This is a genomic window from Pseudomonas sp. HR1 (assembly GCF_030175875.1).
GTDB lineage: Bacteria > Pseudomonadota > Gammaproteobacteria > Pseudomonadales > Pseudomonadaceae > Chryseomonas > Chryseomonas oryzihabitans.
This window is the reverse complement of sequence record NZ_JASNRF010000005.1, coordinates 251,853-270,362: the sequence shown is the minus strand read 5'-3', so window position 1 is coordinate 270,362 and position 18,510 is coordinate 251,853. Positions and strand designations below refer to the sequence as shown.

Below are 18,510 nucleotides of genomic sequence, written 5' to 3'. Positions count from 1 at the left end.
CTCCTTTAAACGCCCGCGGCCGGCTGGAACGGGGTCTCGCGATCGCTGCGCTCGGGCTTGGCCAGGGCGGCGCGACCGACCTTGATGGAAAAGAACAGGATGCTCATCACCACCACCAGGAACAGCACCGAGAGGGTGGCGTTGGTGTAGGCGTTGAAGACGATGTGCTGCATCTGCTCCATGCTCTTGGCCGGGGCGATCACCTGGCCCTGGGCCATGGCGGTGCTGTACTTCTTGGCCAGGGCCAGGAAGCCGACCGCCGGATTCGAATCGAACAGCTTGATCAGGCTGGCGGTGGTGGTGCAGATCAGCAGCCACACCGCCGGCACCAGGGTCACCCAGACATAGCGCTGGCGCTTCATCTTGATCAGCACCACCGAGCCCAGCATCAGGGCGATACCGGCGAGCATCTGGTTGGAGATGCCGAACAATGGCCAGAGGGTGTTGATGCCGCCCAGCGGATCGACCACGCCCTGGTACAGCAGCCAGCCCCAGAGGGCGACGCAACCGGCGGTGCCGATGACGTTGGCAGTCCAGGAGTCGGTGCGCTTCAGCGCCGGTACGAAGCTGCCCAGCAGGTCCTGCAGCATGAAGCGTCCGGCGCGGGTGCCGGCGTCCACCGCAGTCAGGATGAACAGCGCCTCGAACAGGATGGCGAAGTGGTACCAGAAGGCCATGGTGTTCTCGCCCGGCAGCACGTTGTGCATGATCTGGGCGATGCCCACCGCCAGGGTCGGCGCACCACCGGCACGGGCCAGGATGGTGTGCTCGCCGATCTCGGTGGCGGTGGCCTGCAGCATCTCGGGCGTCACCACGAAGCCCCAGGTGCTGATCTTGGCGGCCACCGACACCACGTCGGCGCCGACCACGGCGGCCGGGCTGTTCATGGCGAAGTAGACGCCCGGCTCGATCACCGAGGCGGCGACCATGGCCATGATGGCGACAAAGGACTCCATCAGCATGGCGCCGTAGCCGATGTAGCGGGCATGGGTTTCCTTGGCGATCAGCTTGGGGGTGGTGCCCGAGCTGATCAGGGCATGGAAGCCGGACACCGCGCCGCAGGCGATGGTGATGAACAGGAAGGGGAACAGGGTGCCCTTCCACACCGGACCGGTGCCGTCGACGAACTGGGTCAGGGCCGGCATCTTCAGCATCGGCATGGTCACCAGGATGCCGATGGCCAGGGCGATGATGGTGCCGATCTTGAGGAAGGTGGACAGGTAGTCACGCGGGGCCAGCACCAGCCAGACCGGCAGCACGGCGGCAACGAAGCCGTAGCCGATCAGCATCCAGGTGATCTGCACGCCGGTGAAGGTGAAGGCCGGACCCCAGACCGGATCGGCGGCGACCAGGCCACCCACCCAGATGGAGGCCAGCAGCAGTACCACGCCGATCAGCGAGATCTCGCCGATGCGCCCGGGGCGGATGTATCTCATGTAGACGCCCATGAACATGGCGATCGGCAGGGTGGCGATCACGGTGAACATGCCCCACGGGCTCTCGGCCAGGGCCTTGACCACGATCAGCGCCAGCACCGCGAGGATGATGATCATGATCAGGAAGCAGCCGAACAGGGCGATGGTGCCGGGGACGCGCCCCATCTCCTCGCGCACCATGTCGCCCAGAGAGCGGCCGTTGCGGCGGGTGGAGAGGAACAGGATCATGAAGTCCTGCACCGCGCCGGCAAAGACCACCCCGGCGATCAGCCAGAGGGTGCCGGGCAGATAGCCCATCTGGGCGGCGAGCACCGGGCCCACCAGCGGACCGGCGCCGGCGATGGCGGCGAAGTGGTGGCCGAAGAGGATGTGCTTGTTGGTGGGGACGTAGTCCAGGCCGTCGTTGTTGAGCACGGCGGGCGTGGCTCTTTTGGCGTCCAGGCCCATCACCTTGGTGGCGATGAACAGGCTGTAGTAGCGGTAGGCAACGAGGTAGATCGCCACGGCGGCGACCACGATCCAGAGGGCGTTGATCGCTTCGCCTCGACTCAGCGCCACGGTACCCAGCGCGAAGGCGCCCAGTACGGCAACGGCGAACCAGGCAAGATGGCTGGCCATTCGGGTCATGCTTGTTCTCCTGCCGCGCACCGGTGGCCGCGGCGATACTTGTTATTGTGAGAGCCCACAGCGGAGCCATATTACTATCGGCGGCTCGACGCGACAGCGAAATTCGCAGAACTACCCAAGGCCCGCTACGTAGTTCTACGTAGCCGCCAGCCCGGACAGGTGCCGATGCAGCTCAAATACAAGATGGTCGCCCTCGGACTGCTGCCGCTGCTGCTGGCGGTGGCCGCGGTCTGCCTGGTGGTCCTGGAACAGAGCCAGCGCCTGGGCGAGCAGCAGGCACGGCTACTCGAACACAGCATCCTCGGCAGCAAGAAGACCGAGTTGCGCAACTATGTGGAGATGGGCGTCAGTGCCATCCAGCCGCTGTACGGCAGCGGTCGCGACGACGAGGAGACCAAGGCCAGGGTACTGGCGCTGCTGGCCAGCCTGAATTTCGGCAGCGACGGCTACTTCTTCGTCTACGACCAGCATGGCCGCAACCTCATGCACCCGCGCCAGCCCGAGCTGGTCGGCCAGGATCTCTGGCAACTCACCGACGGCAACGGCCTGCTGGTGATCCAGGCGCTGCTGCGCAGTGCCAGCCAGGGCGACGGCTTCCAGCGCTATGGCTGGCAGAAGCCCTCCAGCGGCCAGATGGCGGAAAAGCTCGCCTACGTGACCCAGCTGCAGCGCTGGGGCTGGGTGCTGGGCACCGGCCTCTATCTGGACGACGTGGACGCCGCCCTCGCCCAGGTGCGCCACGACGTGGCCGCTGGCATCCGCACCACCCTGCTGGCCAGCGCCGGGGTGGCCCTGGTGGCGGTGCTGCTGGTGTTCGCCGGCGGCCTGACGCTCAACGTCAGCGAGCACCGCCTGGCCGATCGCAAGCTCAAGCAGCTGACCCAGAGACTCATCACCTCCCAGGAAGAGGAAAGATCGCGGCTGTCGCGGGAATTGCACGACGGCATCAGCCAGCTGCTGGTGTCCATCAAGTTCCAGTTCGAACTGGCCAGCCGCGAACTGGGGACCGGCAAGCCCAGCGCCGGCGAGACCCTGCGCGAAGGCACCCAGCGCCTGGCCGCCGCCATCGGCGAGATCCGCCGCATCTCCCACGACCTGCACCCTTCGCTGCTGGATACCCTCGGCCTGCCCGCGGCGCTCGGGCAGCTGGTGGAGGAATTCCGCCAGCGCAGCGGCCTGGACGTGGACTATCGGCAGACCCTGGACGACAGCACCGCCGGCGGCGACATGGACGTCGCCCTGTTCCGCATCGTCCAGGAGGCCCTGACCAACATCGAGCGCCACGCGGCGGCGCGCAAGGTCGTCATCGACCTGCAGCGGCGCGGGCGCTGGATCTGCCTGACCGTGCACGACGACGGTCGGGGCTTCGATACCGGCCAGGTGGAACATCTCAGCGGCGGCATCGGCCTGCGCAACATCCGCGAGCGGGTGGAGCTGTTCGGCGGTCGCTGCGCCATCCAGTCCGGCCCCGGCGGCACGACCCTGGACGTGGTTCTGCTACGCTCGGACCTCCCGGCCGACGAGGAAAGCCCGACATGACGCCCATCCGCATCCTCCTGGTCGACGACCATGCCCTGGTCCGCGCCGGGGTGCGGGCGCTGCTGGGCACCATCGAGCGCTTCGTCGTGGTCGGCGAGGCCGGCAGTGGTGCGGAAGCCCTCGACCTGCTGGCGCGGCTCGATCCGGACATCCTGCTGGTGGACATCGGCCTCAAGGACATCAACGGCCTGGAGCTGACCGCCCTGATCGCCGAGCGTGCCCCGCGCGCCCGGGTGCTGATCCTGAGCATGTACGACAATCGCGAATACGTGAGCACCTCGTTGCGAGTCGGCGCGGCCGGCTATGTGCTCAAGGATGCGCCGTCCGAGGAGATCATCGCCGCGGTGGAAGCCCTGGCGGTCGGCGGGCGCTTCTACAGCAGCGCCATCGCCGCCCGCCTGGGCGAAGGGGGCACCAGTGACGGCGACCTCACCCCGCGGGAGCGCCAGGTGCTGCTGCTCATGGCCCAGGGCCTCAACAACAAGACCATGGCCCAGCAGCTGGGGCTCAGCGTGCGCACGGTGGAAACCCACCGCCTGAGCATCCGCCGCAAGCTGGACATCCAGAAGCCGGCCGATCTGGTCCGCCATGCGCGCGAGTACGGCTGGCGCCCGGAGGGCACCTCCAACGTCTGACGAATTGGGCCGCTGCTCGCCCCCTGGCGACCAATGAGCCCTCTCGTCCTGGCCCCACCGGCCGCCGCCGGCTACCCTTCCAGGCGCAGTCGATACGGGACGGCCACGGTCGTCTACAGTGATCAGGAAACCTCAGGAAGCCCTTCCATGAACGACACCAACGAGCGTCGCCGCTTTACCCGCTTCACCTTCGATGCCCCTGCCCAGTTGCACCAGGGTGAGCGCCAGTGGGCAGCGCCCGTGGACGACATCTCGCTCAAGGGCGTGCTGCTGGCGCGGCCTGCCGACTGGTCGGCCCAGCCGAGCGCGACCTATCAGCTGCGCATCCTGCTGAACGACGAGGCCCAGGTGAGCATGGACGTGGAGCTGGTACGGGAAACCCCGGAGCAGTTGGCCTTCGCCTGCCGCCAGATCGATCTGGATTCCATCAGCCACCTGCGCCGCCTGGTGGAGCTGAACCTGGGCGACGAAACCCTGCTGGAACGCGAACTGGCGGCGCTGGGTTCGCCCTAGGTCTTGGGGTCGACGGTACTGGCTAGCGCTCTATCGTCTGTGCCGATTGCGGCTTATCGCGGTCGCGGGGTGCTCCTACAGGTGTAGGCAGACAGCTGATCGCGATCCTGAAGCCGATGGAGATGAACACCTGCACGGATAGCCCCCTCTCCCCTCGGGAGAGGGTTGGGGTGAGGGTGTCCCTCGCCGCGAAGGCCCAGTGGAAAAGGCTGCGCCGTTTTCCACGCTACTGCTCTGCTTGATCTCTATCGCGGCCATGCCGGTGCGCCTTAGCGATCGCTCCTATAGGTACACGGAAAGCGCTGCAGGAGCGGCCCGTGGCCGCGATAGAACAGCCAGGTCACCTCTGCCTACCCCCTGAGCGAGGGCGCCTGTCCGAAGCGAAGGGCGAAGTCTTCCGTAGGACCGGGCCTAGAACTCCAGGTGCAGACCCACCACCAGGCGAGCGTCGTGGGTGTCTTCGCCCTCTTCCCGCGCCATGGCGGCGGTGTTGCCGTGGGTGGCGTTCCAGGACACCCCGACATAGGGCGCGACCTCCGGGGTCACCTGGTATCTCAGGCGCAGCCCGGCTTCGCTTTCGGCGAAACCGGCGCCCTGGCCGCGGGACTCGTCGTTGCGGCCGTAGAAATTGAGTTCGGTGTGGGGCTGGAGGATCAGCCGCTGGGTCAGGGCCCAGTCGTATTCGGCTTCCAGGCGCAGGGCGGTCTGGCTGTTTTCGCCAAAGAAGGCGGTGATCTCGATGTCGAGATCCTCGGGATCGTGTTCCTGGATGCCCAGGGCTGCCCAGGTCTGCGGCGAGCCGGGTTTGAAATCCTGGCGGATGCCGGCCACGCTGCCCCAGCCCTTGGCCAGGGCGTGACCCCAGAGCGCCTGCACCTCGGCCTGCTCGGTGTGGCCGTTGGTACGCTCGCCCTGGCTGCGAAAATCCAGGCGATTGGCGCCGCCGCCCAGGGCCCAGCCTTCCAGATCCCAGTTGAAGACGCTGCCTTCGTCGGCGTGCTGCCACTCCAGCTGATCCACCTCCAGACTGGCCGGCGCGGAGCTGCTGGGATCGGCGGCCTGGACCAGGGCACTGGTAGCGAAGCCGGCAAGGAATACGGAAAGCGGGAGCAGACGAGACATGGCGGGTATCCAGGGTCATGGAAGCGCCTGATAGACCACCCTGCCCCGCCGAGAGTTTTAAAAAATATTACAAAAGCCGCCCAGGGCTATTCGAACAGGGCATCCAGCGCCTGCTCCAGACGCGTCACCGCGACCACCTGCAAGCCGGGTGGCGGGTCCTTGGGCGCATTACCCTTGGGCACGATGGCCCGCTTGAAGCCGTGCTTGGCCGCCTCCTTGAGCCGTTCCTGGCCACTGGGCACCGGGCGGATCTCACCAGACAGGCCGATCTCGCCGAACACCAGCAGGTCGTGCGGCAGGGCGCGGTCCCTCAGGCTGGAGATCACCGCCGACATCAGCGCCAGGTCCACCGCCGTCTCCAGCACCTTGACCCCGCCGACCACGTTGATGAAGACGTCCTGATCGTAGGTGGGAATGCTGCCATGGCGGTGCAGCACCGCCAGCAGCATGGCCAGGCGATTCTGGTCCAGGCCCACGGTGACCCGCCGCGGATTGGCCAGGTGACTGGTGTCCACCAGGGCCTGCACCTCCACCAGCATCGGCCGCGAGCCCTCCCAGGTCGCCATGACCACGCTGCCGGCCACCGCCTCCTGGGCCCGGTTGAGAAAGATCGCCGAAGGGTTGGAGACCTCCTTGAGGCCCTTGTCGGTCATGCCGAACACGCCCAGTTCGTTGACCGCGCCAAAGCGGTTCTTGACCGCTCTCAGCATGCGCAGGCGGCCGTCGGATTCGCCCTCGAAATAGAGCACGGTGTCGACCATGTGCTCCAGCACCCGCGGTCCGGCCAGGGCGCCTTCCTTGGTGACGTGGCCCACCAGGAAGATGGCGGTGCCGGTCTGCTTGGCGAACCGCACCAGCAGCGCTGCGCTCTCGCGTACCTGGGCCACGCCGCCGGGCGCGGACTGCAGCTGCTCGGTGAAGATGGTCTGGATGGAGTCGATCACCATGACCCGCGGCTTTTCCTGGCGGGCGGTGGCGACGATGGACTCGATGCAGGTCTCGGTCATGACCTTGAGCTTGTCTTCCGGCAGGCCCAGGCGGCGGGCACGCATGGCCACCTGCTGCTGGGATTCCTCGCCGGTGACATAGAGCGCCGGCATGCGCGCGGCCAGGTGGCAGAGGGTCTGCAGCAGGATGGTGGACTTGCCGATGCCGGGATCGCCGCCGATCAGCACCACGGAGCCATCCACCAGGCCGCCACCCAGCACCCGGTCGAGTTCGGTGGAATCGGTGGTGAAGCGCGGGGTTTCCTCGACGCTGACCTCGGCCAGGGTCTTGATGGTCGCCTGGGCTCCGGCCCAGCCGGCGCGTCCGGAAGGGACAGCGGAGGTCTCGACGACGGTTTCCACCAGGGTGTTCCAGGCGCCGCACTCACCGCACTGGCCCGCCCACTTGGGAAAGGTGGCGCCGCATTCGGTGCAGCCGTAGAGACGCTTGGCCTTGGCCATGGCGGAATTCTCCAGTCGAGAAGGGAAGACCTCCAGCATAACACGACTGGATGCATAGACAGTAAAAAGGCGCACTCCCGCGGGGGAGCGCGCCTTTTCTCGAACGGCAGGCTTGGGCCTTAGTTGCCCTCGCCACCCGGCTGACGCAGCATGGTCAGGGCCTGGTTGGCCTGCGCGATGCACTTCTTCTCGTCACCGGCTTTCTGGGCAGCCATGGCGTTCTTGCGGAATTCGGCGATCTGCTGGGCCTGGGAACTGCCCGGGCCGATCATGTTGGTCTTCATCTTGCTGGCATCGTCCAGCTTCTGCAGCTGGACCGCGCACAGATCCTTGGCGAATACGGGGGCGGCGGCAAACATCATCAGGGCGATCAGGGCGGTACGCTTCATGGGGACATCCTCGTTGAGAGGGCCAGGTAGGCCGGATAAACCTCGCTCACCCCGCGAAAGTAGCCTGGGGTAACCCATTGACCGCCGGGCACCGCTGGTCGTTCATCGCGCTGTCATCAGGCTCTGCAGGGGGTTCGCCGATCAGCCGCTAGTGCTTGAGCGTCGACACCATTTCCGCCTCGCCACGCAACCAGACGGGCAACGCCTGTTGCCAGCGCTGCTGTTCGAGCAGTTGCAGGTCGGCCAGCAACCGGCTGTATTCGGCGAATTCGAGCTGCACGCGACGGCGCTGGGCTTCCACGGCCGCCTCGGTGATCCACAGGTGCCACTGCTGGTACATCGCCACTTCGTCGGTCATCGGCTCCTCTCCTGGGAGGCCATGATGGCAACGCCAGCGGCTCTTGCCAATCGCGCCAGGCAGGGCTCGACGCTGCCGGTCGAGCCCGGTACGGCTAGGACGGGTATTTCAGCTGCTGAGCGATCTTGTCCTTGAGCAGGACGCGCTCGCGGCGCAGGCGACCCAGTTCCTCGTCGCCACTGGATTCTTCCACTTCCTCCAGATCGAGGATCTGCTGGTCGAGCTTCGCATAGTCTTCCAGCAGCTTGGCGAAGGCCGCATCGGTCTGCGGACGGCTGTCCAGCTGCTCGGCGTACTCGGGAAAGTCTTTGTGCAGGTCGTGTTTGGCAACCATCAGGGGCTCCTTGGGGACGAGAGGTGGAGGTCGCGAGGGTTGCTGCCCTCGGCGTACAAGGGTGGACCCGGCCCCTTCGACAAAGTGCGACAGCCGCGACCAGTTGCCGATCGCGCGGCGATTTGCCGCTTCCGGGGAACCTGGAGACCGTTAGCAGGGTTCCAAACCCGAGCGAAGCGAGCACAATCGTCTATCGTCTCTTCGAAACCATCCAAAGGAGTGCAGCATGAGCATCATTGCCGAGTTCAAGAAATTCGCCATGAGAGGCAACGTGGTCGACCTGGCGGTCGGCATCATCCTGGGCGCGGCTTTCGGCAAGATCGTGTCGTCCTTCGTGGCCGACATCATCACGCCGCCGCTCGGCCTGTTGCTGGGGGGTGTGGATTTCTCGCAACTGGCGATCACCCTGAGGGCCGCCGTGGGTGACCAGCCAGCCGTGGTCATGTCCTACGGCAAGTTCCTGCAGACCATCTTCGACTTCGTGATCATCGCCTTCGCCATCTTCATGGCGATCAAGGTGCTCAACCGCCTGCGCCTGCATCAGGATGCCGCCCCGGCCGGTCCGACCAAGGACCAGGTGCTGCTGACCGAGATCCGCGACCTGCTCAAGGAGCAGAACAGCAAGGCGACCGAGGTTCCCGTGGTGAAGCAGGAACCGCCGGTCAACCCGCTGTAAGCCTTTCAAAGGCGGCTGCGCGTCGGCCAACCTGCGTTGAAAATGGCTTCGGAATGCTCATTTACCACTTGTAAACTCCGCTTCCTCAGCCATTTTCGCCTTGTTTGACTCTAGCTCGCAGCCTTTGAACAGGCTTACAGAACGCCCGCCTCGCTAGGAGGCGGGCCGCTCCAGGCGGATCCAGCCGATCCGCCGATCCTTGACCGATTCCACGGTCAACTGCCAGCCCTGGTATTCCAGGCGATCACCGGCCACCGGCAGGCGTCCCAGCAGGTCCACCACCAGGCCGCCGAGGGTCTGGTAGTCCTCGTTTTCGGCGATCTGGAAACCGGTGCGCTGGGCCAGGGGATGCAGGTTCAGGCCGCCGCTGGCGCGATAGCCGTTCTCCACCTTTTCCAGTTCCGGCAGGCTCTCCTCGCTGGCATCCGGCAATTCGCCGGCGATGGCCTCGAGGATGTCGGTCAGGGTCAACAGGCCTTCGAAACCACCGAATTCATTGACCACGAAGGCCACGTGGGTCGAGGCGGCGCGCAGCTGTTCCAGAGCGCCCAGTACCGTGGCCTGGGCCGGCAGGTGGATGGGGGTGCGCACCCGGGCACGCAGATCCGGCGACTGGCCTTGCAGGATGTCGGCGAACAGCTCCTTCTTGTGCACATAGCCCAGGGGTTCGTCGATGTTGCCGTTGACCACCAGCGGCAGGCGCGAGTGGGCCGAGGCCAGCAATTGCTCGCGCAGCCGTTCCGGGGCGGCGTCGGCATCGAGGATGTCGACGTCGGCGCGGGCGGTCATCACCGTGCGCACCGGGCGCTCGCCCAGTTGCAGCACGCCGCTGATCATCAGGCGCTCGCGGCGATCGAAGACCGGGCCTTCGCCCTTCTCGCCTTCCATCAGCTCGGCGATGTCCTCGTCCACCTCGTCTTCGCGCAGGCGACCGCCCAGCAGCCGCAGCACGGCCTGGGAGGTCCGCTCGCGCATGCCGAGCCGCTCGTGCAACTGGCGCTTGCGCTTCCAGCGCACCACCTGGTTGGCCAGCTCGATGAGGATCGAGAAGCCGATGGCGGCATAGAGGTAGCCCTTGGGAATGTGGAAGCCCAGGCCTTCGGCGGTCAGGCTCAGACCGATCATCATCAGGAAGCCCAGGCACAGCATGATCACCGTGGGGTGGGCGTTGACGAAGGCGGTCAACGGCTTGCTCGCCACCAGCATCAGACCGATGGAGATGATCACGGCGATCATCATCACGCTCAGGTGCTCGACCATGCCTACGGCGGTGATGACGGCGTCCAGCGAGAACACGGCGTCAAGCACCACGATCTGCGCGACCACCGGCCAGAAGGCCGCGTAGGCGCGATTGCCACCGGTCTTGTGGGTGTGGCCCTCGATGCGTTCGTGCAACTCGGTGGTGGCCTTGAACAGCAGGAAGATACCGCCGAACAGCATGATGAGGTCACGGCCGGAGAAGGCCTTGCCGAAGACCTCGAACAGCGGCTCGGTGAGGGTCACCATCCAGGAGATGCTGGCCAAGAGGCCCAGACGCATAATCAGCGCCAGCGACAGGCCGATCACCCGTGCCTTGTCACGCTGCGCGGGCGGCAGCTTGTCGGCGAGGATGGCGATGAACACCAGGTTGTCGATGCCCAGGACGATTTCCAGGACGATCAGGGTGAGGAGTCCCAACCAGGCGGTGGGATCGGCGATCCATTCCATTAGCGGGATGCCTCCGCGATAGAGGGCCGAACGGCCGCGGAGGAAGAAAGACGGTAGGGGGTGTCAGCCGCACCTGGCCTGGGGGCCGGGGGCGGCTCGGATCTGTCACTGCTCATCGGGACTCGGAAAGTAGCCTTGGAAATTCCGATCCTAGAGCAAGGTGGGGCCAAAGCTAAAGGCCCAACCTTTTCCAATTGTGAAGAAAACGTAAAGACGCCGGTGGTGGCCCCTGTTACCAGTAGTTTTCCACCGCCACCTGCCCGGGTCGGCGACTCAGGGCCAGCTGTAGATCGCGGGTCTTGAGCAGCTGGCGGGTGTCGTCGACCATCTCCGGATTGCCGCAGATGAGGATGCGCGAGTGCTCGGGCGAGAGTTCGACGCCGGCGGCGCGTTCCAGCTCGCCGTTCTCGATCAGGGTGGTGATGCGGCCACGCAGGGCGCCGGGGTGATCCTCGCGGGTAACCACGGGAACATAGACCAGGCGGTCGGTGAGACCTTCGAGGTGCTCCACCTCGCCGTAACCGCGGATGACCTCCTGATAGGCCAGATCGCGGGCTTCGCGCACGCTGTAGACCAGCACGATGCGCTCGAAGCGCTCCCAGGTATCGGGCTCCTGCAGCATCGACAGGAAGGGCGCGAGGCCCGTGCCGGTGGCCAGCAGCCAGAGATCGCGACCGCCGCCGAAGCGCTCCAGGGTGAGATAGCCATAGGGCTGCTTTTCCACCAGCAGTTCGTCGCCCTCGCGTAGGCGGCTCAGTTCGCTGGTGAAGGCGCCACCCGGCACCACGATGGAAAAGAATTCGAGGAAGTCGTCGTGGGGCGCCGAGACCATGGAGTAGGCCCGCCAGACGATGTCGCCATCGGCCTTGCGCACGCCCAGCCGGGCGAACTGGCCGGCGCGAAAGCGATAGCGCGGATCGCGGGTGGTCCTCAGGCTGAAGAGGTTGTCGCTCCAGGGCCAGACGGCGGTGATCGTCTCGCGGGTGAACTTGTCTTCGGTGGCGGTCATACTGGCCTCTTTTTCCCGATTGCTTGGCGCCATTGTCCCGCAGTGAGCCGCCGATAAACACCGACAGAAACCATGCCTTCTCTCGTCTCGCCCTTCGCCACCCTCGAACTCGACCGTCAGCCCCCGCGCCGCGACGATCCCCTGCAGGCCTTCGACGCCGCCGACGAATACCTGCTGCAGCAGGTCGCCGAGGAGGGCCTGGCCCCGTCCGCCCGGGTGCTGGTGCTCAACGACGGCTTCGGCGCCCTGGCCGCCAGTCTCGCCGCTCATGCCCAGGTGACCTCCAGTGGCGACTCGCACCTGGCGGCCCTGGCGCTGGCGGCCAACCTGGCGCGCAACGGCCTCGCCGCCGAGGCGGTAACCTTCGTCCCGGCCAGCGAGGCGATCAGCGGTCCCTTCGATCTGGTGCTGGTGCGGGTGCCCAAGACCCTGGCGTTGCTGGAAGAGCAGCTGATCCGCCTGCACGGCCAGCTGGCGCCGGGTGCCCGGGTGATCGCCGCCGGCATGCTCAAGCACCTGCCCCGCGCCGCCGGCGACCTGCTGGAGCGGCATATCGGCCCGGTGCAGGCTTCGCTGGCGGTAAAGAAGGCGCGGCTGCTCTTCGCCACCCCCGAGGCGCGACCGGCGGTGGCCTCGCCCTACCCGAGTCGCTATCGCCTGGATGCGCCGCCACTGACCCTGGTCAACCATGCCAACGTCTTCTGCCGCGAGGGCCTGGACATCGGCACCCGTGCCTTCCTGCCACACCTGCCCCAGGGCCTGGGCCAGACCCGGGTGGCCGATCTCGGTTGCGGCAACGGCGTGCTGGCGCTGGCCTGCGCCCTGGCCAATCCGGAGGCGCAATTCACCCTGGTGGACGAGTCCTACATGGCGGTGCAGTCGGCGCGAGAGAACTGGAGCGCGGCCTTCGGCGAGCGACCGGTGGCGATCCGCGCGGCCGATGGCCTGGCCGACCAGCCGCCGCGGTCGCTGGAGCTGATCCTGTGCAATCCGCCCTTTCACCAGCAGCAGGTGGTGGGCGACTTCCTCGCCTGGCGCATGTTCCAGCAGGCGCGGGCGGCGCTGACCGAGCAGGGCGAACTCTGGCTGGTGGGCAATCGCCACCTGGGTTATCACGTCAAGCTCAAGCGGCTGTTCAGGCGTGTCGAACAGATCGCGGCCACGCCGAAATTCGTGGTGCTCAGGGCGGTCCAACCCCTCTGACATCCACCCAGGAGCGAGAGCTGCCCGCGTGCCTTCCCTGCCCCTCGATCTCCACTACATCGCCCTGGTCCTCGAACTGATCGGCATCAGCGCGGCGATCCACGCCATCATCACGGTGCGTACCGCCCAGGGCGCAATGGCCTGGGCCATGGCGCTGGTGTTCATGCCCTTCCTCAGCCTGATCCCCTATCTGGTATTCGGCCGGCGGCGCTTCGACAGCTACGTGAAGGCGCGGCGCCAGGCCGACGAGGAGATGGCGCGCCAGGCCGCCGAACTGGACTGGCGACCCTGGATCGCCGAGGCCATGGCCGCCCAGCAGTGCAGCGCGGCCAATCGCAAGCTCAAGGCCATGACCGCCCTCACCGGCACGCCCTGCGTGGCCAACAACCAGGTGCGGCTGCTGATCAACGGCGAGGAGACCTTCGCCGCCATCCTCGCGGCCATCCGCGGGGCGCAGAAGGTGGTGCTGGTGCAGTTCTTCATCATCCACGACGACGCCCTCGGCCTGGCTCTGCAGAACACCCTGCTGGACCGCGCCCGCGCCGGGGTCCAGGTCTTTCTGCTGTACGACGCCATCGGCAGCCATGCCCTGCCGCGCGCCTATGTGGAAAAGCTGCGCGAAGCCGGTTGCGAGGTGAAGGGCTTCAGCAACCGTCGCGGGCTGATCAACAGGTTCCAGGTCAACTTCCGCAACCACCGCAAGATCGTCATCGTCGATGGCGAGGTGGGCTTTACCGGCGGGCTCAACGTCGGCGACGAATACATGGGTCTCAAGCCGCCCCTGGCGCCCTGGCGCGACACCCACCTGGAATTGCGCGGTCCGGCCCTGGCCACCCTGCAGGAGACCTTTGCCCAGGACTGGTACTGGGTGACCAGAAAGCTGCCCACCCTGCTGCTGCCGGAACGCTACGAAGAAGGCGGCGTGCTCTGCCAGGTGGTGCCCAGCGGGCCGGCGGACGATCAGGAGACCTGCTCGCTGTTCTTTGTCGAGGCCATCCACTCGGCGCGCCACCGCGTCTGGATCACCACACCCTACTTCATCCCCGACGAAGCCGTTTCGGCGGCCCTGCGCCTGGCCGCCCTGCGCGGGGTGGACGTGCGCATCCTGCTGCCCTCGCGACCCGACCACAAGGTGGTCTATGCCGCCTCCTATCTCTATGCCTTCGAAGCGGTGCATGCCGGGGTGCGGGTGTTCCGCTACGGCCCGGGCTTCCTGCACCAGAAGGTGGTGCTGATCGACGAGGACGTGGCCGCGGTGGGCAGCGCCAACCTGGACAACCGCTCCTTCCGCCTCAACTTCGAGGTCATGGTGATGGTGATGGACGTCTCCTTCGCCTGGGAGGTGCGCAAGATGCTGGAGCAGGACTTCAGTCGCTCCCGCGAACTCACCCCCGAGGACAATGCCGCCCTGCGCCGCTGGCGGCGGGTGGCCATGCGGGTGGCGCGGGTGTTTTCGCCGGTACTCTAGGGCCTGGAACCCGCTCGGCGGCGGCCTAGTCCGATGCCCCATGGCGCCTCACCCGGAGCGCCCCGCGCATCCCGGAGTCGCCATGTCGCGCCCCTCGTCCCTGCGTTGCGCCGGTCTGCTGGCGGGCTGTCTGGCCCTGGAGGCCACCGCCGCGCCGCGTAGCGTGCCGTCCATCGAAAGCGAAGACGCCGCCCTGGGCAGCGTGGAGGTCAGCGAAAACTCCGGGCGCTTCCATCCGCAACTGGGCACGGACGTGCGCAACGGCGACTTTTCCCGCGGCAACTACGATGACGACGCGGCCAGCCTCGACCGCGTCCCCTTGCACCTGCAGGCGGGCTTCGCCCTGGATCTGCACCAGGGAAGCGACGGCAATGCCGATGCCTGGCTGGTGTTCAGCAGCAGCAACGGCCTGCACAGCCCCTCCAGCGAGGAACGGGTCAGCCCGCGGCGCTGGTACGAGAGCAACAACCTGCTGGGCCTGGTGGTGTCACCGGCCGAGGGCCTGAGGGTCGGCTTCGTCTACACGGTCAAGAGCAGTCCCAACGACGTTGCCGCGACCACTCAGGAAGCCAGCCTGACCCTGGCCTACCAGGCCGATTCGGGCCTGGGTGCCTGGCGTCCGGGACTGGCGGTGACCACCCGCACCCAAGGTGACAGTGGTCTCTACACCCAGGGCAGCCTGGAACCCGGACTGGACCTCTCGGCGGGCGGCCTGCGCCTGAGTTTCCCCAGTGCCCTGGGGGTGGGGTGGAACGGCTTCTATGGACCGGATTCCGGCGATCGCCTCTATGCCCGCACCGGGCTGGCGCTGGAGCAGCCCTTTCGCTGGGGCGAGACGCGCTGGAGCGCTCGCGCCGAAGCCCTGGCGCTCTATCGCGACGGCGCCCTGCGCGAGTTGAGCGGTCCGGAGGGCGAGACCGACGGCGTGGTGCCCCAGGTGACCCTCAGCCTGTCCATGGCCTACTAGCCGAGCGGCGCCACGCCCAGCCCTTCCACCAGGGTCTCTAGAGAACGCAGGCCGGCCACCGAGTTGCCGTAGCTGTCCAGCCGGGGCGACCAGACGCAGATGCTCATCTGTCCCGGCACGATGGCGACGATGCCGCCCCCTACCCCGCTCTTGCCCGGCAGGCCGACGCGCCAGGCGAAGTCGCCGGCCGCGTCATAGAGGCCGCAGGTCAGCAGCAGCGCATTGAGCTGGCGGGTCTGCTGGGGCGTCACCACGACCTGGCCATCCTGGGGATTGATGCCGCCGTTGGCGAGAAAGGCGAAGGCGCGAGCCACGTCGACGCAGCTCATGGCCAGGGCGCAGCCGTGGAAATAGACGTCGAGGACGTCATCGACCTCGCTGTGCAGATTGCCGTAGGCCTTCATCAGATAGGCCAGAGCGGCGTTGCGCGCCTTGTGGTCCATCTCCGAGCGGGCCACGCGGTCGTCGAAGTTGAGCGTCGGATTGCCGGCCAGACGGCGCGCCTGTTCGCGCATCATCCAGTGGATCGACATGATGCGCGACACCAGCAATTCGCAGACCTGCACGGCGCCGGCGTTGATGAAGGGATTGCGCGGCACGCCCTTCTCTTCTTCCAGCTGGGCCATGGAATTGAAGGCATGGCCGGAAGGCTCGCGGCCGACGCGGGTCCAGATATCCGCCTCGTCCAGGCGCTGCATGGCGATCACCAGGTTGAGCACCTTGGAGATGGACTGGATGGAAAAGGCCGTGTCGGCCGCCCCGGCGCGCCACACCTGGCCGTTGACGTCGCAGACGGCGATGCCGAACTGATCCGGCGCCACCTCGGCCAGGGCCGGGATGTAGTCGGCCACCTCTCCTTCGCCGAAATGGCGCGGCGCGGCGGCGGCGATACGGTCGAGCAGGGGTTGCAGCGAGTGGCGGTCGAAGGGCTCTGCCATGACGATTCCGAAACGGGCGGGGGCGCCAAGTGTAGGGGCCACGGCGGCCTCAGGCGAGCCCCAGGCGCGGCGGCAATGGCAGGCGGATCTCGAATCGAGCGCCACCCTGGGCACCGGCGCTCAGGTCCAGCCGGCCACCCTGGTTTTCCACCGCGCGCCGGCTGATGGCCAGGCCCAGGCCGAAGCCGCCGGTGGCGCGGTCGCGACTACGATCCAGACGATAGAAGGGTTCGAAGACCCGCTCGCGCTCCGCCGCGGGAATCCCTTCGCCGTCATCCTCGACGGCGATCAGCAACGCGTCGCCGTCGTCACGGACCGCTACCCAGACCTCGCGCTGGCAATAACGCAGGGCGTTGCCGACGAGATTCTGCAGGGCGCGGGCGGTGAGGCGTGGCGCCAGTTCGGCCCGCCTGGGCGCCTGCGTCAGGTCCAGGTGCATCACGACGCCGCGGCGCTCCTGCTCTTCGGCGAAGTCGGCCAGCACGCTGTCGAGAAAGGCTTCGAGTTCCAGGCTCAGGCGTTCGGGCGGCTGCTGGCTGCTCTGCAGGCGGGCAAAGGACAGTAATTCGTCGACCAGGGCATCCAGTTCGCGGACGTGGCGCACCAGTTGTTCCAGCTGGCGGTGGGCCTCGGCGGGCAGCGGATCGGCCTGCAACAGCGCCAGGCCGAATTCCAGGCGTGACAGCGGCGTGCGCAATTCATGGGAGACGGCGTTGAGCAGGTCGCGCTGCTGGACGATCAGCGCCTCCAGTTCCTGGGCCATGTCATCGAAGGCCCGCGCCACCTCGCCGATGTCCGAGCGCGGCGAGATGGCCGTGCGCTCGCCCAGATGGCCCTTGCCCAGGCGCGCCGCGGTACGCCGCAGCCGCTCCAGGTCGCGCCAGTGCGGTCGCAGCCAGACATAGAGACAGACCAGCAGGGCCGCGCCGATCAGGGCGTTCATGGCCCAGTAGGTCAAGGCGATGTCGGTGGGCGCCTCGGGGATGCCGACCCAGAGCACCTGATCCGTCGGCAGCGGCACCAGGGCCGCGCTGGGTTCGCCATAGTCGCCCAGGCGTACCCGCCGCTGGCCGGCGGCCAGATCGGCGCGCTCCTCCGGAGTGAGGGCTGGATCCTCAAGCGGGACCAGACGCAGGCTGATGGGCGCCAGCTCCGCGGCCAACTCCTCCTGCAGGGCTGGCCAGCGCGCCGGCGGCGCCTGGTTGAAGGTGCGCTGCACCAGGCTGAGCGGGCCGTGCAGTTGTTCGAGGGTGTAGCGACTGTAGCGCTCGTAGAACACCTGCAGCAGCGCCTCGGGCACCAGGTAGCTGGCGGCGCCATAGGTCACCAGCAGGATGAGGTAGAGGCGGACGAGGATCTTGAGCATCTATTCCCACTCGGCGCGGGAAAGGAGATAGCCCTTGCCCCAGACGGTCTTGATCCGCCGGGCGTCGCCGGGGTGCTCTTCGAAGCGCCGGCGCAGCTTGGAGATGGCCACGTCCACCGAGCGGTCGACGCCGTTGAATTCGATGCCGCGCAGTTGCTGGATCAGTTGGTCGCGGCTGAGCACCTCGCCGGCATGGCGCATGAGGATCGCCAGCAGGTTGAATTCGGTAGATGACAGCTCCACCAGCTGGTCGCGCCACCAGACCTGGCGTTCACCCGGCAGCAGCCGCAGCTGGCCGATCGTCAGGCGGTCATCGGCGGGCGCCTCACCCAGCTGGCAGCGGCGCAGCAGGGTGCGGATACGTGCCAGCAGCACCCGCGGTTCGCAGGGCTTGCTGACGTAGTCGTCGGCGCCGATCTCCAGGCCCAGCACCTGGTCGTGGCTGTCGTCCAGGGCGGTGAGCATCAGGATCGGCAGGCCTGGCTGGGCGGCGCGCAGCTGACGGCAGACCTGCAGGCCGTCCAGCCCCGGCAGCATGACGTCGAGCACCACCAGGTGCGGGCGCAGGCGCTGCACCGCGGCCAGGGCTTCGTCGCCGCGACCGATCACCGTCACGGCATAGCCCTGACGGCCCAGGTAGGTGGCGATGAGCTCGGCCAGGGCGGTGTCGTCTTCGACGATGAGCAAGGGGATCACGGCAGGCCTTCATGGCGGAAAGTGCCGAGCATAGCCGAGCCCCGGGCAGGCGGGCGCGGGGCTTAACACTCTTTCACAA

18 protein-coding genes are annotated in these 18,510 nt (G+C 67.0%); 7 read left to right on the top strand and 11 right to left on the bottom strand.

The genetic code is table 11. The features are described 5' to 3' along the window. Positions 1 to 5: 5 nt before the first annotated feature. Positions 6 to 2,063 carry a carbon starvation CstA family protein gene (locus QKY98_RS19015; protein WP_284671398.1) on the bottom strand — a complete coding sequence of 686 codons (2,058 nt, stop codon included), beginning with the start codon at positions 2,061 to 2,063 and terminating at the stop codon, positions 6 to 8. Between the two features lie 165 nt (positions 2,064 to 2,228). Between QKY98_RS19015 and QKY98_RS19010 the strand changes: the two genes are divergently transcribed. The 3 genes from QKY98_RS19010 to QKY98_RS19000 all read left to right on the top strand — a co-directional run bounded on the left by QKY98_RS19010 (position 2,229) and on the right by QKY98_RS19000 (position 4,750). Then, entirely contained in the window at positions 2,229 to 3,602 is a 1,374-nt protein-coding gene (locus tag QKY98_RS19010; RefSeq protein WP_042136754.1) for a cache domain-containing protein, read from the top strand. Next, positions 3,599 to 4,237 carry a response regulator gene (locus tag QKY98_RS19005; protein ID WP_027602973.1) on the top strand — a complete coding sequence of 213 codons (639 nt, stop codon included), beginning with the start codon at positions 3,599 to 3,601 and terminating at the stop codon, positions 4,235 to 4,237. Before QKY98_RS19010 ends, QKY98_RS19005 begins: the two co-directional genes overlap by 4 nt. Before the next feature lie 147 nt (positions 4,238 to 4,384). Continuing rightward, positions 4,385 to 4,750, top strand: coding sequence for a PilZ domain-containing protein (locus tag QKY98_RS19000; RefSeq protein WP_144956115.1), 366 nt, complete (start codon positions 4,385 to 4,387; stop codon positions 4,748 to 4,750). 411 nt (positions 4,751 to 5,161) lie between these two features. On the opposite strand, the gene QKY98_RS18995 is transcribed toward QKY98_RS19000, so the two are convergent. From QKY98_RS18995 to QKY98_RS18975, 5 genes are all read right to left on the bottom strand, one after another. Continuing rightward, positions 5,162 to 5,872: a copper resistance protein B gene (locus tag QKY98_RS18995; protein WP_042136750.1), complete on the bottom strand. Its 711-nt coding sequence runs from the start codon at positions 5,870 to 5,872 to the stop codon at positions 5,162 to 5,164. An 86-nt stretch (positions 5,873 to 5,958) separates the two neighbouring features. Then, complete coding sequence (gene radA / locus QKY98_RS18990; protein ID WP_027598463.1) at positions 5,959 to 7,320, bottom strand: DNA repair protein RadA; 1,362 nt, start codon at positions 7,318 to 7,320, stop codon at positions 5,959 to 5,961. A 119-nt stretch (positions 7,321 to 7,439) separates the two neighbouring features. After that, positions 7,440 to 7,709, bottom strand: a complete 270-nt coding sequence (locus tag QKY98_RS18985) for a PA2433 domain-containing protein (RefSeq protein ID WP_007162689.1) — start codon at positions 7,707 to 7,709, stop codon at positions 7,440 to 7,442. 148 nt (positions 7,710 to 7,857) lie between these two features. After that, positions 7,858 to 8,067 (bottom strand): hypothetical protein, encoded by a 210-nt coding sequence (locus QKY98_RS18980; RefSeq protein ID WP_007162690.1) that lies wholly within the window; start codon positions 8,065 to 8,067, stop codon positions 7,858 to 7,860. A 94-nt stretch (positions 8,068 to 8,161) separates the two neighbouring features. Then, positions 8,162 to 8,401 (bottom strand): HP1242/YdcH family protein, encoded by a 240-nt coding sequence (locus QKY98_RS18975; RefSeq protein ID WP_007162691.1) that lies wholly within the window; start codon positions 8,399 to 8,401, stop codon positions 8,162 to 8,164. Between the two features lie 226 nt (positions 8,402 to 8,627). On the opposite strand from QKY98_RS18975, the gene mscL reads away from it, so the two are divergent. Then, the gene (mscL, locus tag QKY98_RS18970; protein ID WP_042136748.1) at positions 8,628 to 9,077 is read left to right on the top strand and encodes a large-conductance mechanosensitive channel protein MscL; all 450 of its coding nucleotides are present in this window, start codon (positions 8,628 to 8,630) and stop codon (positions 9,075 to 9,077) included. Positions 9,078 to 9,230: 153 nt separating this feature from the next. On the opposite strand, the gene QKY98_RS18965 is transcribed toward mscL, so the two are convergent. Both QKY98_RS18965 and QKY98_RS18960 read right to left on the bottom strand, forming a co-directional pair. Then, complete coding sequence (locus QKY98_RS18965; protein WP_027598462.1) at positions 9,231 to 10,784, bottom strand: TerC family protein; 1,554 nt, start codon at positions 10,782 to 10,784, stop codon at positions 9,231 to 9,233. Between the two features lie 232 nt (positions 10,785 to 11,016). Then, positions 11,017 to 11,793: a ferredoxin--NADP reductase gene (locus tag QKY98_RS18960; RefSeq protein ID WP_027598461.1), complete on the bottom strand. Its 777-nt coding sequence runs from the start codon at positions 11,791 to 11,793 to the stop codon at positions 11,017 to 11,019. Positions 11,794 to 11,865: 72 nt separating this feature from the next. Between QKY98_RS18960 and QKY98_RS18955 the strand changes: the two genes are divergently transcribed. The 3 genes from QKY98_RS18955 (at position 11,866) to QKY98_RS18945 (ending at position 15,431) form a co-directional block, all read left to right on the top strand. Continuing rightward, entirely contained in the window at positions 11,866 to 12,996 is a 1,131-nt protein-coding gene (locus tag QKY98_RS18955) for a methyltransferase (protein WP_284671397.1), read from the top strand. Positions 12,997 to 13,024: 28 nt separating this feature from the next. Beyond that, the gene (cls, locus tag QKY98_RS18950; protein ID WP_284671396.1) at positions 13,025 to 14,464 is read left to right on the top strand and encodes a cardiolipin synthase; all 1,440 of its coding nucleotides are present in this window, start codon (positions 13,025 to 13,027) and stop codon (positions 14,462 to 14,464) included. 82 nt (positions 14,465 to 14,546) lie between these two features. Beyond that, positions 14,547 to 15,431, top strand: a complete 885-nt coding sequence (locus QKY98_RS18945; protein ID WP_284671395.1) for a hypothetical protein — start codon at positions 14,547 to 14,549, stop codon at positions 15,429 to 15,431. Here QKY98_RS18945 and glsB read toward each other — a convergent pair. From glsB to QKY98_RS18930, 3 genes are all read right to left on the bottom strand, one after another. Then, a complete protein-coding gene (gene glsB, locus QKY98_RS18940; protein ID WP_200893310.1) occupies positions 15,428 to 16,342 on the bottom strand; it encodes a glutaminase B in 915 nt (304 codons plus the stop codon). The genes QKY98_RS18945 and glsB overlap by 4 nt on opposite strands. 76 nt (positions 16,343 to 16,418) lie before the next feature. Next, on the bottom strand, positions 16,419 to 17,735 hold the full coding sequence (locus QKY98_RS18935) for an ATP-binding protein (protein WP_284671394.1): 1,317 nt from the start codon (positions 17,733 to 17,735) through the stop codon (positions 16,419 to 16,421). Then, a complete protein-coding gene (locus QKY98_RS18930; protein ID WP_007162700.1) occupies positions 17,736 to 18,431 on the bottom strand; it encodes a response regulator in 696 nt (231 codons plus the stop codon). It abuts the gene before it with no gap. Between the last annotated feature and the right edge of the window lie 79 nt (positions 18,432 to 18,510).